Genomic DNA, 17,609 nt, shown 5'->3' with positions numbered 1-17,609 from the left:
TAAAAAATTGGTTATTAGCCCTCAGTCTGCAACTAATGACTAATAACCTGTTATCTACGATCGCCAGTTACTTTTCTGCGACATCTGCTAATTTGACTTTGGTTGCCAAACCCAGTGTTTGCAGCAGTTGAATTGTCATCCAGGTTAAGTCGATTTCCCACCATTGAAGACCGTGGCGAGCCGAGTATTGAAAGGCGTGGTGGTTATTGTGCCAGCCTTCGCCATAAGTCAGGACGGCAACCCACCAGCAGTTGGTGGAGCGATCGCCAGACTCGTAGGTGCGATACCCAAATTTGTGGGTAGCACTGTTCACCAGCCAAGTGCAGTGGAACACCACTACAATCCGCATAAACACGCCCCAAACCACGAAGGACCAGCCGCCTAATAAATAGAGCAAGACACCGAAGACTATTTGGATGGGGATAAAATATGCTTGCAGAAACTTGTATACTGGATCGTCGCCAATGTCTTTTGTAAAGCGCGGGATTTCAACTCTGATGGGCAGATCCGAGAGCATCCAGCCCATGTGGCTCCACCAGAAGCCTTGATTGGAATCGTGGGGATCTGTTTCAGTGTCAGAATGTATGTGGTGTAACCGGTGCATTCCTACCCAGTCGATCGGGCCCCCTTCGCAGGAAAGAGTACCGCAAATTACTAGGAAATATTCTAGCCATTTGGGTGTTTGAAAACTGCGGTGAGTCACCAGACGGTGGAATCCGAGAGTAATTCCTAAACCACCTGTTACCCAATGGAGGAATACTGCTAGCCCGATCGCAGACCAGCTAAAATTACTCGGCAGCAAAGCAAATAAAGCGCCGATGTGTAAAAAGGCCATAAAGCCTATGACAGGCCAATCAGGAGAAGTTTTTTTGGAAGTTGCAATCGTCATGAATATATTATGTTTACAAACTAAGGGCCGCATCTACGCGATAACGAGCTGCGCGCACACAAATGGTGAGCGAGGTATAGATGAATAGCGTTTCACGGCTACAGGAAGCAGAACAGGGACTCCTTCAGATTTTTTCTGGTATTGACGCGACAGTCAAGCAAAATCTTCAACGAGTCTTAAAAGCTTTTCGGGGCCACCGGGTTGGAGTCCACCATTTTGCAGGAGTTACGGGTTACGGTCACGACGATTTGGGTCGGGAGACCTTGGACGGCGTGTTTGCGGAAGTAGTTGGTGCAGAAGCGGCCGCAGTGCGAGTACAGTTTGTTTCGGGTACTCACGCGATCGCCTGTGCTCTGTTTGGCATCCTGCGTCCTGGTGACGAAATGTTGGCAGTGGCTGGGTCTCCCTACGATACTTTAGAAGAAGTCATCGGCCTGCGGGGGCAAGGTCAAGGTTCACTGATTGAGTTTGGCATCCTTTACCGTGAGTTGCCTCTAACTCGCGAAGGAAGTGTGGATTGGCAGGCACTGAGCTGTGCTATTTCAGCAAAAACTCGCCTGGTTTTTATCCAGCGCTCTTGCGGTTATTCTTGGCGGTCTAGTCTGTCTATTTCTGAGATTCAAAAAATCGTCGCCATAGTCAAACATCAGAATCCTAACACAATTTGCTTTGTTGATAATTGTTACGGAGAATTTGTTGAGGATTGTGAACCGACTGCTGTTGGTGCGGATCTGATGGCTGGTTCTTTGATTAAAAATCCGGGGGGTACGATCGTCCCTGCTGGCGGTTACGTGGCGGGGAGGGCTGATTTGGTGGAGGCTGCAACTTGTCGCTTGACGGCCCCTGGAATTGGCAGTAGTGGCGGTGCAACTTTTGATTTAAATCGCTTGCTGTTTCAGGGTTTGTTTTTAGCGCCTGGGTTGGTGGGTGAGGCGATCAAGGGAAATCATTTGACGGCTTATGTTTTTTATAAGTTGGGTTATCGGGTGAATCCGATTCCTTTGGCCAAAAGACGAGATGTGATTCAGGCGATCGAATTTGGTTGTGCTGATAAGTTAATTGCTTTTTGTCGGGCTGTTCAACAAAATTCCCCCGTTGGTTCCTATTTAGATCCGGTGCCTGCTCCCATGCACGGCTATGAAAGTAAGTTGGTGATGGCTGGGGGTACTTTTATTGATGGGAGTACGTCGGAGTTTTCGGCTGATGGGCCACTGCGGGAACCCTATATAGCTTTTTGTCAAGGGGGGACTCATTGGACTCATGTATCGATCGCTCTTGAGGCTGCGATCGATGCTGTCGGGCCTGCCTCCGAGCCTATCTCCCATAAATACTCAACAAACCGGGTAGTTGACTGTTAACTGGCGTCGCCGTTGCCCATCGGAAATTATTTGGGTTGCGGCCCAACTCAATCACACTTGAGTAAAAAAGTCAACACCGTTTCATCAATTCCCTTCAATTGCAGTGGCTTATATTTAATAATTCTATCCTCCTCAACATAATCTGCAACGGCTGCCGAAATTAACACACTATTGGGTTCGGCAGCTTCTTGCAGTCTAGCGGCAATATTCACACTCGGTCCGATCGCGGTATAGTCCGATCGCTCCTCGCAACCAAACATCCCCACCACCGCAGTACCCTGATGAATTCCACAGCGAAAACGCACAGGTGGCACCCCATTCTCCCCAACAATACCCTGTTCAATCCAACTTTGGTTAAGCTCATTAAGAGCTCGCAACATTTTCCTGGCAGCCTCCACAGCACGCCGCACTTGCTCATTAGGGTTCAATTCTTCCGGCGCTCCAAATATTGCCATTACCGCATCTCCCACAAACTTATCTACCGTACCACCACTGTCAAAAATCGCTCTAGTCATGGCGGCTAAATATTGATTCAACAACTCGGCTACTCGGCGCGATCGCAATGTATTAGAAAGAGCTGTAAAACCCACAATATCGCTAAATAAAATCGTGATTAATCGGGGCTCCGGGCGCAAATTCAGCGCCAAATCTCCCGCCGCAGCCGCTTTCACCATTGCCGGCGGCAAAAAGCGGCGCAGTACCGACTCAGTTAAATAGGTATTCAACTGCTGGACACGGCGTTCGTTCTCCTTGAGAGCCAGCAAATTTCGCACTTCTGCCAATAATTCCCTGTCGTTAAAAGGCTTCGACAAATAAGCATCTGCCCCTCTTTCAACCCCTTCAATTCGAGTGTCTTCATCGGCTTTAGCCGTGAGTAAAATAGCAGGAGTCCCTTTCAAATCTCGATCTTCTCTAATCATCCGAATCAAATCTAAGCCCGACACTAAGGGCATCATCAAATCTGTGACAATCAAATCAGGACGACGTTTTTTGGCTACGGCAAATCCCTCCTCACCGTTGCGGGCAAGCAAAACAGAAAAGCCTGAATCTCGCAAAATTCCAGATACATAAAAGCGTAAATCCGGATTATCATCAACCACCAAAACTGTGCCAACTGCTGTTTCTGAGCTTACGGATTGGAGGGTTTCCAAATTCTCGTTGCCGATTTCAGCATCAGACAAATCACCTTCTACATCTGCCAATTCCACCATTGCTTTTGATGAGTGAAATTCTGTAGGTATTTCCAGCACTTGTTCTAGGGGCAAATGGGTGGAACCGAAGTGGAGCCAAACTGTAAAAGTAGAGCCTTCACCGTAAACAGATTCTACTGAGATTTGACCACCGTGCAGCTCCACTAATTCTTTGACCAATGCCAAGCCTAAGCCACTGCCTTCATAAGAACGGTTGGCGGAACCTTCTGCCTGACGAAAACGCTCGAATAAATAGGGAATTTGTTCGTTGCGAATGCCGATCCCGGTATCTTTTACTTGCAACAAACAGTGAGAACCTGCCGATGCAACTGTCAGGGTTATACTTCCACCTTCAGGGGTAAATTTGACAGCATTTGATAGCAGGTTATAAATAACTTTATCAAATCTTTCAATATCTAAATAGAGCAACGGACATTCTTGTAATTGAGTAATTAAGTTGATGTTTTTTTTCTCGCAATAGGGGCGAAATGATTCGGCGGTAGAGTAACAGAAACCTACTAAGTCGCAGGGGCGAAAACTCGGCTGCATTCGTCCAGCATCCAGTCGCTGCAAATCTAGTAGTTGATTTACTAAGCGCAACAGGCGACGGGAATTGCGAAGTGCAATGGCTGCTTGTTCGTAGGGTAAGTCTTCTTGGCGACTGCAAACTGATTCCAGGGGACCAATGGTGAGGGTTAGAGGTGTACGGAATTCGTGAGAGATATTTTGGAAAAACTCGGTTTTGAGTCGATCGGCTTCTAGGAGACGTTCGGCTTGCTGTCTGGTAGTTTGGTAGAGGCGCGACTGCTGTACGGCTAGAGCGGCCTGAGTTGCTACTATTTGAGCCAGGTCAATGTCTGAGGCTAGCCAGCGCCTGGTGTTGTTGTTTTGTCGTAGGGAGATGCTACCGATGATTTTACCATCGGAAAGCAAGGGGACTACCAGAAGGGCGCGGGCTGGCGATCGCAGTTGTAGTTCTGTAACATTCAGATCGGGACGTTCGTTGAGGTCGGAAATCGCCACCGGTGCTTTCGAGATCGTAATGCTTTGCAAAACCGGATTCCCTCGAATCGGCACTAAAGACTGGGGTAAGGAAGAATGGGGAAATATCCAGGCGCGGCCTCTATCCCTAATCATGTCGTTGGGGAGTAAATTAGGAGCGATCAAGTCCTCTTGGGTGGCTACAAAATTCTGATTTGAGTCATAAAGCCCCACGCATTGAACGTATTCGTCGTCTTCTGTCCACAGGGATAGCACGCAGCCGTCTACTTGCAGAGCTTGCCCTAGTTGTTGGGTAATGGCTGAAAAAATGTTTTGGGGGTCCAGGCTCGATCGAATTGCCGTGGTAATAGTATTGACTAGGGCTTCGCGTTTTGCTAGCGCCCGCACTTGTTCGTAAGCACGGGCTTGAGAAAGGGCCAAGGCTGCTTGGTCTGCTACTGTATTGACTAAGTTGATCTCGTGTTCTTCCCACGGGCGGGGCTGCTCGAAGGAGTGCAGCGCTAAAACTGCCATGAGTTCGTTTTGGTAGAACAGAGGTACGATTAAGCTCGATCGGATGTTGGCTGCTTGGTAAGCAAGTCGTCGCTGGTCATTTCCTGTTTGTAAAATGCGATCGTCTGTTTGAGCATCTTGAATCACCACTACTTCGGTAGTTTCCCACACCAACAGCGGTAGCAAGTCCACAGAAAGTCTAGCATCCGGGGCATCTAGGGGTATGGCGACAGCCTCCGATGATGGCAAATCTTGAGTTTCCTGGTGTGGATAAACGAACCATTCATCAGCCACTCTACCGTCTTGGAAGGGACGTAACAAGCAGCAACTCACCTGAAACATTTCGCCTACGGTTTCCACAATTCTTTGCAGCATTTGCTGGTAATTGAGAGCCGATCGAATACTATTGGTAACAGCATAAAGCAGTGATTCTTGCTGTAGTGCCCGTCGCAGTTCATTAGTGCGATTTTTCAGGACATGGTGAGTATCCACAGCTTGACTGACCAAAACCTTGAGGTCATCGGAATCCCAAGGCTTAGTAACGTATTTGAATACTTTGCCCGCATTAATAGCTTCAACTAAATCTTCAACATCCGTATAGCCAGTTAAAATAATTCTGATCACGTCGGGATACTCGACAGCAGTCAAGCGGAGAAACTCAGTCCCGCTCATTTTTGGCATCCGCTGATCCGAGATAATCACGGCCACTTCTTTTTCCCTTCTCAAGATTTCGAGGGCGTCAGGACCTGATTTTGCACTCAGCACTTTATAATCTCGATAGAAGGTGCGGTACAGCAACTCAATATTGTCTGGTTCGTCATCAACGATCAGAATTTTGACCTTAGAATTTGCTACGGAATTCATTTGTCTTCCCCCTGATTGCTCAACCACATAGCTGTGCTGTGCTTGGTGGTGGGAGTCATAGGGAGGCGGGATCTCTGCAACATAGCTATAGCCGTCCTTTTGTGAATGTGTTTCCAGTATTTGCGATTAATTATTTGCACCAGTCCCGTTTTAGTTAAAATTTTTTAAACTCACCTCAGCCATAGATGGCCAAAACCCACTTTTTTGCTAGATATCTCGTTGAGAAACTGTGATTTTTCAGAGAAACCCGGTTGATGACCCTAAGTTCAGTGCCTATTTTTGCGACTATTGACGCCTTATTTTACGATATAGACTCTTTGAAATCCGCAATTGAGCTCAGAGTCCGAACTTTAGGGAGGAGGAAATCCCACTTTATCTAACCCAGACGCCTTGAACCCTTCTCGAAACACCCTCACCCAGTTAACTATGTAACTTATTTAACCAGCCGTTAATTTTCCTGATGAATTTACTCTTCGTCAAAATCGGCTCATTAGCTCGATCGCGGTTTTGAATTTCTCCATCGCCTTCTGCATACTATCGAATTATTTGGTCATACCGCCCACAGACCGAATTATTGCGTGATACCCCAGAGACTTTTTCCAAAACCTCAGAGTGTAAATGGGACTTTTGGCAGAAAACCCCCTACTCTTACAGACAAGGTTGGTTCCATCGGATACAGGAGCGCCTGTGGCCAGAAGCCCTTGAAACTCGATCCTCGGCTTCCTCTGCCCTAACATCCACGAGCCTCAAACCCTGATTCATTCTGGCTTATCCTTGAGTTTTTCGATTACGGCTTGACGAATAAATTCAATTCTATCTGGTATTTCTGCAAGCATAGAGTGATAAGGTTCCGGGAACCTGACATTAAAACCTTTTTGATTGTTTTTAATACCCTTCCCAATACCTACAAATCTAGTATTAGGGGATGGGTTATTGTTGGCCATGATTTTTCTCAATCCCTTGACATTTCCAGTGTACATTAGATAAGATTGCCAAGTCAAGGCTAAAAAAGGTGGTGGTTTCATCGGGTCAATCAACTATGTGTATCAGTTATACCCCTAATATTACAGAAAGCCCACCCCGATCTGGTGGGAATGAATTGGTTGACCAAATCCGAGCAGCAATCATTTAAAATTAGCTGATAATGATTGAATGTTCTTGTGATTTTATAATTGATTTAGAGGGTAATGAATCACAATAAAATAACCATTCATAAAATAGTTATGTGTATAAATAACCATCCTACAAAATTAATATAGTGACTGCTAATTGTGAATTATTCATTTTTTTCCTCACCAACACGCGGTAAACAAACCCCCGAAAATTGTAGCTTTTTAGTTAGGATGGCTCGAGTCAATGACCTGATGCAGCTAGCAGATATTTTGGCTTCGAGCTTTCATGCCCGCGAGGGGGTAGTACACTGGGTATATCCAGTATTACGCTTAGGTATTTACGAAGATTTAAAAAATCGACTGCGTTCTAAAACTGAACATTACATTTGTCTGGTTGCGGAGCTAGTCTCGCGGGAAGAAAATGCTCTCGACAACCGGTCAGAGTTAATGGCTGGAACAGTAGAATTAGCTCTGCGTTCTCGCTTTGCTTGGCAATTCCCAAGTTCTGACTATCCTTATTTATCCAATCTCGCCGTTCACCCAGAGTATCGGCGACAAGGTGTGGCTCAAAAGCTACTGAATAATTGTGAAAAAACTGCCCGTGAGTGGGGATTTTCGGAAGTTTACCTGCATGTTCTGGAAAATAATCATGCGGCTCGACAGTTATATTATCAAGCGGGCTATCGGTTAGAACAGGTGGATTGGGATTGGAGTTGTTGGCTGTTCGGACAGCCACGACGACTGTTTTTGCGAAAGCATCTAGCAACCTGAGCTGCTAAATCATGGGAAATCAGGGTTAAAAAGCCCGATCGCCTTTCTTTTCCTTAATTCTACGCATTTTTATAAAAGAAAGTATTAATTTATACATCAAAAATAGACGACCAAGACGAGAATAGTCTGGTTTGATTTTTTTTGAGTTTATGTAAAGCCACCAAAAATTACCACAATACTAAGGTTTCAGCCCTGGGAAGGGCAAAAAGCATCCTAGTATGAAAGTTAATATAAAAAAAACCGCAACTTTACAAAAAATTAGGTGAAATCCCTTGCAAAAATTAGCGAGTATGGAAAAGCCGATCGAACGTGGGGCAAAATCCATAGAACTGAATCCCCAAGACCCTCAAACCTGGTACGATCGAGGTAACGCCCTAGAAGCAATGGGACGGTTGCAAGCGGCGATCGCATCTTGGGAAAAAGCGATCGAACTAGAACCAAAATTTCAGGAAGCTTGGTACAACAAAGGTGTCGCCCTCAAAAAGTTGGGACAGCTAGAAACAGCGATTTGCGCCTACAACGAAGCCATCAAAATTAAACCCGATCACCCAGAAGCCTTGTACAATCGGGGCAATGTGCTGCAAAAGTGTAACAGGCTTTCAGAGGCGATCGCCTCTTACGAAAAAGCTATCCAATTTCAACCAAATTACCATGAAGCTTGGTCGAACCGGGGCAACGCTCTGGTTAAGTTGGAACGCTACTCCCAAGCCATCACTTCCTACGACAAAGCCCTAGCCCTGAAATCCGACTACTGGGAAGCTTGGTACAACAAGGCATTTGCTCTGAAAAAATCAGGACAAAACGAAATGGCGATCGCCACCTACGACAGGGCGCTGGAAATTAAACCAGACCTACACCAAGCATGGTATCATCGCGCGATCGCTCTAGCCGATGCCAAACGCTACCTAGAAGCCGTCGCATCCTACGACAAAACTCTCCAACTACGACCAAAATCCCCGGAAGTCTGGAACAAACGCGGCACGGCGATCGCCCACATGGGAAAATTTGCAGAAGCCATAGACTCCTGGGACAAAGGCCTGGCCCTGAAACCAGACGACAGCGAAGCATGGTATAACCGCGGCCTAGCCCTGGCCAATTTACAGCGCTACTGTGAAGCCATCGCCTCCTGGGACAAAACACTAGAAACAGAACCGAAAAATATCGAGGCCTGGTACAACCGCGCCGTAGCCCTCAAAAAAATCCAGCGATACCCGGAAGCCATCGCCTCTTACGATCGAATCATCGCACTCAAACCTGACGATCCAAACCTCTACTATCAAAAAGCCTGCATCTGGGCCCTAGAAAAACAAGCACAAGAGTCAAAAAATCAGCCCGCAGTTGTAGCAAGTATCATCGACAAAGCAATAGAAAATCTCTCCAAGGCGATCGAACTTAATCCGAAAAAATACCTAAAACTTTCCCAAAATGACTCAAAATTGCATACAATACGTGAACAAGTGCGGTCTTTAGCTTTAACTCAGGGTAGGCAATGATTGACTAATATAGATGCCGCACTGCAACCTTTGTAGGCAAAAAGTACCGCTAACCCCAATCATGCAAACCCTAGACAAAACTGAAACAAAATTCGGTCAACTCACAGCCCGTCTTAACGAAATTATCGATATCGAATCAGCCTCTTCCCTGCTGCACTGGGATCAAGCCACCTATATGCCCGTTAGAGGTGCAAGCGCCCGGAGTCGCCAATTAGCTACCCTCAAACAAATATCCCACGAAAAATTTACAGATCCTAAAATTGGGGAACTGCTAGAAGACTTACGAGGCTACGAACAAAACCTCCCCTACGATTCCAATACCGCCAGCCTGATTCGCGTCGCCCGCAGAGATTACGATCGCGCCGCCAGAATTCCCGCAGCCTTTATGGCCAAACTATGTCGCCACCAAGCCGACTGCTACGAAGCCTGGGCTACGGCGAAAGCTGCTAATAATTTTGCAGCCGTCGAGCCATATCTGGAAAAAACCCTAGAATTAAGCAGGCAATACGCGGACTTTTTCCCAGGATATGAACATATTGCCGATCCCTTGATCGATCGTAGCGACTACGGCATGAAAGTATCCATTTTGCGACCATTGTTCGCTCAACTGCGTCAAGAATTAGTGCCGATAGTCGAAGCCATCACCTCCCAGCCCCCGGCTGACGACTCTTGCTTGCATCAAGACTTCCCAGAAGCCCAGCAATTAGAATTCACTCGCACCGTCGTAGAACGTATGGGCTACGACTTCCAACGGGGACGACAAGATACCACCTTGCACCCGTTTATGACTAACTTCTCCATAGACGACGTGCGGATCACCACCCGCGTTTACAAAGATCACCTGGATCAAGCTCTTTTTAGCAGTATCCACGAAGCGGGACACGCTCTTTATGAACTGGGAAATTCCCCCGAATTTGAAGGTACACTCCTAGCTGGTGGCATTTCCTCTGGTGTTCATGAAAGCCAGTCCCGGCTTTGGGAAAATTTAGTCGGCCGGAGTAGGGGCTTTTGGGAATGTTTTTACCCGCAACTGCAAGGGGTATTTTTGCGGCAGTTGGGACAGGTGCCGATTGAGGTATTTTATAAGGCCATTAACAAAGTCGGGCGATCGCTGATCCGCACCGACGCCGACGAAGTAACCTACAACCTCCACGTAGCCATCCGCTTTGACCTAGAATTGGCAATGGTAGAGGGAAAACTATCGGTTCATGACCTCCCCGAAGCCTGGAACAGTCGCTATAAAACTGACCTCGGTATTGTTCCTCCCACCGACAGCGAGGGTGCAATGCAGGATGTTCATTGGTATGTTGGGACGATCGGCGGTATGTTCCAAGGTTACACCCTTGGTAATTTAATGAGCGCCCAATTCTATGAAACCGCAGTCAAAATCAATCCAGAAATTCCGGTAGAAATAGAACAGGGGAATTTTACCGTACTCCATGATTGGCTCAAACAAAATATATATAGTCATGGTCGTAAATACACCGCCGTCGAATTGCTCGATCGAGTTACAGGTTCTCCTTTAAGTATCGAACCATTTCTGCGGTATATTCGCAACAAATATGGCGAATTTTATGTGATTTGAGGATAGCAAGCGAACATAGTTAGCTGGAAAAAGAAATGAAAAACAATCACCAAAAGCTATTGATTATGGGAATGCCGGATTCATCTATGGGTTGCTTTTTCATTGTCCAATCTCGTGACTAAAATCTAAAATTGATTGATGTAATGAACTAAAAAAATCTGGTTTACCCCTAGGTACTGACCTTCGTATTCCCTTCGCTTTCGATCCAGATTGCCACATTTATGAGGAAATCTACCGGGTAATCGCCCAGGGTCAATGTATATTTGTGTAGCCTATATTTGTGCAACCGAGTTGAAGTAAGTCCACCCGCTCGGATTTATTTAGTTGAGGTCAAAAAAGCGGTTTCAACTGCTTACTAATATCGTCTTCGGCTGCATCGGTATTAGACATCTCCCATAGTTTATGTGGAACAGCCATCCTGCCTGTTTTTGACTATCTTTTTAGGAAATGTCTATTGTTGAAACAGTCAACATTCAACCCTCAACAGTCAACAATCATGTCTGAGTGGAACCGGAATGGATCTAATTCCCAACTTGGCGATCGCCAAATACAGACATTCCCGTTGATTCCTATAGTGTTTGACCCCTTAGTAATTCATTGGTATCACTCTATCTAACATTCCTTAGATTTGACACTCTCAGGGCTGAAGCCACTGAGATTCTGCTGACAGAATAACTTTAGTTATTACCAAAGTCTGATTCTCGCTGCGGTGGCCAAACACCGACTACTCAGTCGGTTAAGTTTTACACCTAACTTACTGGCTACTTTTCTTAGAATATTGGCGGCACCGTGAAGATCCGCGTTAACTATAGTCCCATCAGCAGAACGATACAATCCACGTTTAATTCGCCTTCCAGATGCTTTCCACCCAGGCGGTTTTTCGCCGTATCTAGGCAGGGAGTCTCCATCAAGAAAGCTAGCCTTGGAACTGTATGCTTCTTCTGTTTCAGTGAACTTAATGCCGTGCAAATTGCCAAGTTGCTTTAAGCGCTCTTTTAATTTACCGAGAGGCATTTGAACAAACTTTTGATTGTTCAGTTTACCCATATCAACATTAGATTTAAACCCTTGGTTCCATCCAACTACTAGATTACCAATGCCGTGTTTCAAACAATGGTCAACAATTAGCTTCGCAGCTTTATTGATGCCATCGCGCATCTGGTGATTGCGCTTGCGGGTTACGCGGTCTAGCCAACTATCCCAGTAACCAGTAGGTTTCCCCTCCTTTCTGGTTGCTACTTTCTTGTTCCAAAGTTGATTCATCGCTTTCATGGCGCGAGCGTCAATCAAGAAGGAATTTCCGAGCGTATCAACGCAAGCTGCCAAATTATCAGCAGTTCCCAAATCAATTGATAGCGCTTGATTGCGATCTAAATCATGCTGCTGACATTCTACTTCGTAAGACATCTCTAAGTAGAAAGCGCCATTCTTCGGGAGAATTGTGAACTCTTTAACCTTTGTACAGTCAATGTTTGACGGCCTAGGGAGAAAGAATTCAGAAATTCCAAACCAGCGACGCACTGTTAAACCCAAAGAAAATCGTAACTGATCGACAACTAGCGTTGGCTTTAATCCTCCAGAGTTTGGGTAAGCTACTTTGAATAACTTAGACCGCGTTAGATAGTTTGGAGGCTTAGGTTTAAAGCGCAAATTACCTTCATTATATAAGGCTCTTAACTCTTTGAAGCCTTTAAATGCCTCTGTAACTGATATCAAAGTTTGCTGCATGGGCGTTGAAGGCAACGACTTGGCAACCATCGACTTAGAAATTGACGGTTCAAAAGACAAGTCAAATTTTCCGGTCAGCAGTTTTCCGGTTTTAAAAAATGTCTGGCGAGCGAAATAAACGGCGCTATTGTATAGCTTTCCAGATTGCCGACAGAGATACTGCAACACGGCTTCAACTTCTTTGGTGGGAGACAGTAATACTTGCTGTACTCCCATTGCTTTTTTGACTCTAGCCACCTCTTTTTCCGGAAAATTAGTTGATTTATTTAGTTTAGGTGAGTACACTGGATAGGTCAAGCTACAACAACAAAACTTTAGGCAATATTAGCAGTGAGGTTGTTAAGAAATACATAGAAGATCCAGGTCATTCTGCTAACTAAGAAAGACACGGGGACTGAAGTCCCCCGATCCGCTTTCCTCTCAGGGCTGAAGCCGCTGAGTGTCCCGCATCCCGTATGAATTTTTATGAGTAAGTGTGTCCTGCATGGTATTACAATTGAACACAGAAACCATAAAACAGTCCTAATTTACAAAAGTTTACTATCGTGAGGAAAACCTATGCGAGTGACTACTGCAACGATTCTCGGCTTAGTGGCTCTGGTAGCTCCTGGATTCACCAGGAATGCTACCGCAGCTTTCGAGTCCAAACCCTTTGTCCAAGAACAGTACCGCAGAGACTTTGTGGCTCCGGCTGACCCTGGTACTTCATCCCCAGAGGCGAATTCCCAAACAGATATGTTTAACAAGCCTTTTTATGCCGGGGAGCAAAAACCAGTCAAAAAGGAAAAAACTATATCCGCAGGAGCAGACGGACCGGAAGTTGCAGCCATACAACAACGGTTGCAAATTCATGGTTTCTCCATCGGCACGATCGACGGTGCCTATGGCACCCGCACCACCGCGGCTGTCAGTGAATTTCAACGAGCTAAGGGGTTGGATTCAGACGGCATCGTCAACAAAGAGACTTGGACAGCATTAGCAGCCGAGCCGGTATCTGCTCCTAAAAAAGTTGAGGAGGAGTCTCCCATTCAGAAGGATGCTTCAGTTCCCAGCAACGCTCCCAGCAACGCTCCCAGCAACGCTCCAACCACTGTAACTATTCTCTCTAAAGGCTCCTCTGGTGCCAAAGTGAAAACACTACAGGTGCGCCTAGAAGTTCAAGGTTACGATCCAGGTCCGATCGACGGTATTTTTGGTGCCAAGACCATTGCTGCTGTCAAGGGGTTTCAGGATGACAAAGGTTTCAAGGCAGATGGAGTGGTAGATGACACCACTTGGAAAGCACTGGGTCAAAAATAAGTTATTATCACAGACCAGCCAACCCGGTTTCAACCTCCAACTAGGCTGACTCAGAACCAAAACCGGGTTTTTCAATTAGGCTTGACAAATAAAGTAGTATGTGGTAGTTTTGTTTAATGTGAATACGCGGATATGGCGGAATTGGCAGACGCGCCAGATTTAGGTTCTGGTTCCGAGAGGAGTGAAGGTTCAAGTCCTTTTATCCGCACTAAATTCAATCCTTGATTAGTCAAGGATTTGAGCTTATCTAGAACGCCCAATTTGAGATTTTTCGGTTGAGCGATCGCCTTTTTTTTTAAATTATTACCCATGTCTGAAGAAACAAAATCAGTGGCTCAATCTACAACTGGCGCAGATGCGATCGATGTCGCGATCGCCTCTGGTATAGACTTTGATGGCTCTCCAATTCCCCAGGCAAAATTAGACCTTTACGAGAAAGTAATGGGATTAGAAGCAGGGAGACAGCGCAGTGGTGTATCAAATACCATGCGATCGCGCATCGTCCGCATCGGTGTCAAACACCTGCCTCAAGCAGAACTAGATCAAATGCTGATCGCTGCCAACTTTGCACCGCTCAAGGATAAAGAAGTTGCCTTTTATTACGGCGGCAAGTAACTCAGAAGTTATATCAATTCCGGTTGTATCGGAATGATTTAACCGCGAAGGCGCGAAGGACGCGAAGGAAGAGAAGAGAGAGTTTAATAATTCCAATGAAGAGAGGATTTGATATTATATCAAATCCTTTGGTATCGTCCTGTATTCATCTCTCTCTTCTCCTCCTCTGCGCCGTCTGCGCTCTCTGCGGTTAAATCATTCCGATGCAACCGTAAACGATATTACACAAAAACCCGATTTTCTGAGACCAAATCATACCCCCTTATTTTTCATTCTCGCGTGGCGCGGACGAAATTTTTTATGGTAGCTGTTTCAACCGCCAAATCATAAACGGGTTAGCAAACTGCAAAAACATCAAGGCAAATACTTTTGGACAATAGTCCATCCTGTCAGCAACACCAGCACAAATCCCCCACACAAAGTCAAATTAGCACCAATATGTAAAGGACGAGCCCAAGGATTTTTGGGGCTAATTTGCAGACCGCTAGCAACAGAAACTAACACCAAAGTAACAACTGCTAACCCCACAGGCAAATGAGCAGAATGACCTAAATAGCCGTATTCTCCCAGGGTTCCAACTACGCCAATTCCCAGCAGTAAAATTACCAAAGTCGCCATCCCCGCACCTGTAGCTAAATGGAAAGGACGCAGCCATTTTGGACGGGGGTTTTTGGTGCTACGAGCGGCGAACATCCATGTTCCAGTAACCGCCAGCAACAGGTAAGCAAACAGGGAAAAACCCATGGACCAAGCTGCTATTTTCCACAACCACAAGAAAGAAGGTAGGTTCATCTGCTGCATCCCTAATCAGAGATTGCTCAAAAAGTCTCATTTTGATTTTAGCTGGAATTGAAAGCAAAAATAAATAATCTAGCGCTCCAGGGCGATCGACTCAGGGGTAGCCAGCAATTTTCTGCCTGAAATATCCTATTTGCATAGGTGTCTCCAAATACCCTAATATGCTGTAATCCCTAGTAGCTGTGTATTTTGCTTCAATGGCGATCGCAATTGATTTTGGAACTAGCAACACCGTCGTCGCTCGCACGAATCCGGCGACATCCAAGCCCGAAACTTTGAAATTGCCGGGACTATCGGCAATTTCAGCTCAAAATCCCCCCCTAATTCCTAGTCTGCTCTATGTTGAGAACGCTGCTCACAATCAAGTAATACTTGGTCAACAAGTCCGCGACAAAGGCCTTGACTTGAGCACGGATAATAGGTTTTTCCGCAATTTCAAGCGAGGAATTGGCACTCCCATTCAGGGTTTTGTCCCGGAACTTGACGGAAAAATAGTTAGTTTTGAGCAAGTAGGACAGTGGTTTTTGAGTCAAATTGTCGGCTCCATTCGCGAACTGCCACTACCTGTAGATTCTTTGGTTTTTACCGTTCCTGTAGACAGTTTTGAAGCTTACCGCAATTGGCTGGGAAAACTCTCTCAATCCTTGCAAGTAGAACAGGTGCGGATGTTGGATGAACCCACGGCTGCTGCTTTGGGTTACGGTTTAGGCGATCGCGAAAATCTGTTAGTAATTGACTTTGGCGGCGGAACCCTCGACCTTTCTTTAGTACGTTTAGATATTTCTGCCAACAAAAAGCCCCTGGGTTTCCTGCTGAAATGGGGTGACAGATCCCTGGCTGAATCTTCAGGACAAAAAGCCAAAATAGCCCGTGTTTTAGCTAAAGCTGGACAAAATTTAGGCGGTTCGGATATTGATAATTGGCTGGCAGATGATTTCATCAAAACTACAGGAATGATGCCATCTTCCATCATCACCAGATTAGCCGAACGTTTAAAAATTCAATTGTCTGTGCAAGAACGGGCTACAGAGGTCTATTTTGATGAAGAAAATTTTGAGACTTATGAATTAGAATTAAATCGCGATCGCTTTGAAGCCATCCTCGCCGAACATCACTTTTTTGACAACCTGGATGAGTCCATGAATCAAGTATTACAGCAAGCGCGCCGTCAGGGTTTAGAAATAGGGGATATCGATGCAGTTTTGCTAGTTGGCGGTACTGTACAAATTCCGGCTGTAAAACGGTGGGTTGAACAATATTTCGATTCAGCAAAAATTAAGTGTGACAAGCCCTTTGAGGCGATCGCCCAAGGTGCTCTGCAACTGAGTCAAGGTATACAAATCAAAGATTTTCTCTACCACAGTTACGGCATTCGCTACTGGAATCGTCGCGAAAATTGTCATAGTTGGCATAACTTAATCAAATCCGGTCAGTCTTACCCGATGACCGAACCAGTAGAATTAGTATTGGGAGCTTCTCTAGAAAATCAGCCGAGTATAGAATTAATTATCGGTGAATTGGGAGCGGAAACTGGCGGCACAGAGATCTATTTTGATGGTGATAGACTCATTACTCGCCAACTCGCAGGTAAAACATCTGTACAGCCGCTAAACGACAAAGACGGAGCTCGCAGCATCGCTCAATTGACACCGCCGGGGTATCCGGGAGGCGATCGCATAAAAGCTTTGTTCCGCGTTGATGAACAGCGTTTTCTACGAATTACCGTCGAAGATTTGCTGACAAATCAAACTTTGTTAGAGGATAAACCCGTGGTGCAGTTAAGTTAACGTGAGTTCGACACGATCGTAGCAATAAACTAGAAAAGCAATAGCCATAGTTATTATGATAGACTACTGATTAATCACTACTCAGGTACTATTTATGACCCAAATATTACCAAAACCGATCGCCAGACAAGGACGAGTTTTCCCGATCGTCAACTTGACCCAGTAGAAAAAGCCCGACGACAAGCCGAGAATGAAGCCTTTGGCCAACGATGTCGGGCTATTTTTGAGCGAGTGGCTGGAGAGATCGCATTATCGCTTTATCGGGATTTTAATTAAGAGGTAACAGCATTAATAACTTAGCTTTTGCTTGTTGGCGTTGTAATCGTCACAAAGGAAGCGATCTGGGTTCATTTGATCCGAATACAGGTGAATTTAGTTTTTTATTTCACCCCCGTCAACAATTATGGTCTGAACATTTTGAATTGAGTTTAGATAAGAGCATAATTGGTTTAACTCCTGAAGGACGTACAACTGTTATATTGCTTCAGTTGAATAGTGATGATCGATTGAAAGAAAGACAGCGTTTGCGGAAAAGTTCACAAGTATAAACCCTTGATGGTTCCGCACTGCTATAAGGTAATCGTGATAGAGCGATCGCTATAATTAATCGAAATCATAAGTTGGGT

12 protein-coding genes and 1 tRNA gene are annotated in these 17,609 nt (G+C 45.6%); 8 read left to right on the top strand and 5 right to left on the bottom strand.

Translation table 11 applies throughout. From position 1 onward, the window contains the following. Positions 1–67: 67 nt before the first annotated feature. Complete coding sequence (locus P2A85_RS10325; RefSeq protein ID WP_377479385.1) at positions 68–889, bottom strand: acyl-CoA desaturase; 822 nt, start codon at positions 887–889, stop codon at positions 68–70. 80 nt (positions 890–969) lie between these two features. On the opposite strand from P2A85_RS10325, the gene P2A85_RS10320 reads away from it, so the two are divergent. Further along, complete coding sequence (locus P2A85_RS10320; protein WP_377479382.1) at positions 970–2,247, top strand: aminotransferase class I/II-fold pyridoxal phosphate-dependent enzyme; 1,278 nt, start codon at positions 970–972, stop codon at positions 2,245–2,247. Positions 2,248–2,294: 47 nt separating this feature from the next. On the opposite strand, the gene P2A85_RS10315 is transcribed toward P2A85_RS10320, so the two are convergent. Then, positions 2,295–5,795 (bottom strand): response regulator, encoded by a 3,501-nt coding sequence (locus tag P2A85_RS10315; RefSeq protein WP_377479379.1) that lies wholly within the window; start codon positions 5,793–5,795, stop codon positions 2,295–2,297. Positions 5,796–6,553: 758 nt separating this feature from the next. Beyond that, positions 6,554–6,820, bottom strand: coding sequence for a hypothetical protein (locus P2A85_RS10310; protein WP_340522979.1), 267 nt, complete (start codon positions 6,818–6,820; stop codon positions 6,554–6,556). A 318-nt stretch (positions 6,821–7,138) separates the two neighbouring features. On the opposite strand from P2A85_RS10310, the gene P2A85_RS10305 reads away from it, so the two are divergent. The 3 genes from P2A85_RS10305 to P2A85_RS10295 all read left to right on the top strand — a co-directional run bounded on the left by P2A85_RS10305 (position 7,139) and on the right by P2A85_RS10295 (position 10,756). Continuing rightward, positions 7,139–7,678, top strand: coding sequence for a GNAT family N-acetyltransferase (locus P2A85_RS10305; protein ID WP_377479376.1), 540 nt, complete (start codon positions 7,139–7,141; stop codon positions 7,676–7,678). Between the two features lie 290 nt (positions 7,679–7,968). Next, positions 7,969–9,171, top strand: coding sequence for a tetratricopeptide repeat protein (locus tag P2A85_RS10300; RefSeq protein ID WP_377479373.1), 1,203 nt, complete (start codon positions 7,969–7,971; stop codon positions 9,169–9,171). 61 nt (positions 9,172–9,232) lie between these two features. Continuing rightward, complete coding sequence (locus P2A85_RS10295) at positions 9,233–10,756, top strand: carboxypeptidase M32 (protein ID WP_377479370.1); 1,524 nt, start codon at positions 9,233–9,235, stop codon at positions 10,754–10,756. Between the two features lie 684 nt (positions 10,757–11,440). Here the strand turns inward: P2A85_RS10295 and P2A85_RS10290 are convergent. Then, positions 11,441–12,721: a transposase gene (locus tag P2A85_RS10290; protein WP_340551264.1), complete on the bottom strand. Its 1,281-nt coding sequence runs from the start codon at positions 12,719–12,721 to the stop codon at positions 11,441–11,443. Between the two features lie 321 nt (positions 12,722–13,042). Here P2A85_RS10290 and P2A85_RS10285 point away from each other — a divergent pair, with 321 nt between their 5' ends. The 3 genes from P2A85_RS10285 to P2A85_RS10275 all read left to right on the top strand — a co-directional run bounded on the left by P2A85_RS10285 (position 13,043) and on the right by P2A85_RS10275 (position 14,398). Then, positions 13,043–13,783 (top strand): peptidoglycan-binding protein, encoded by a 741-nt coding sequence (locus tag P2A85_RS10285; RefSeq protein ID WP_377479367.1) that lies wholly within the window; start codon positions 13,043–13,045, stop codon positions 13,781–13,783. A 126-nt stretch (positions 13,784–13,909) separates the two neighbouring features. Further along, a tRNA-Leu gene (locus P2A85_RS10280) sits at positions 13,910–13,991 on the top strand. A 101-nt stretch (positions 13,992–14,092) separates the two neighbouring features. Continuing rightward, positions 14,093–14,398 carry a DUF4090 family protein gene (locus P2A85_RS10275; protein WP_377479365.1) on the top strand — a complete coding sequence of 102 codons (306 nt, stop codon included), beginning with the start codon at positions 14,093–14,095 and terminating at the stop codon, positions 14,396–14,398. Positions 14,399–14,752: 354 nt separating this feature from the next. Here the strand turns inward: P2A85_RS10275 and P2A85_RS10270 are convergent, their stop codons facing one another. After that, positions 14,753–15,190, bottom strand: a complete 438-nt coding sequence (locus tag P2A85_RS10270; RefSeq protein ID WP_340524892.1) for a DUF4079 domain-containing protein — start codon at positions 15,188–15,190, stop codon at positions 14,753–14,755. 203 nt (positions 15,191–15,393) lie between these two features. Here P2A85_RS10270 and P2A85_RS10265 point away from each other — a divergent pair, with 203 nt between their 5' ends. Beyond that, positions 15,394–16,983, top strand: coding sequence for an Hsp70 family protein (locus tag P2A85_RS10265; protein WP_377481416.1), 1,590 nt, complete (start codon positions 15,394–15,396; stop codon positions 16,981–16,983). Positions 16,984–17,609 lie beyond the last annotated feature (626 nt).

The sequence above is a fragment of the Microcoleus anatoxicus genome (assembly GCF_042465725.1).
GTDB classification, from domain to species: domain Bacteria; phylum Cyanobacteriota; class Cyanobacteriia; order Cyanobacteriales; family Microcoleaceae; genus Microcoleus; species Microcoleus anatoxicus.
This window is presented reverse-complemented; position numbering and strand designations above follow the sequence as displayed.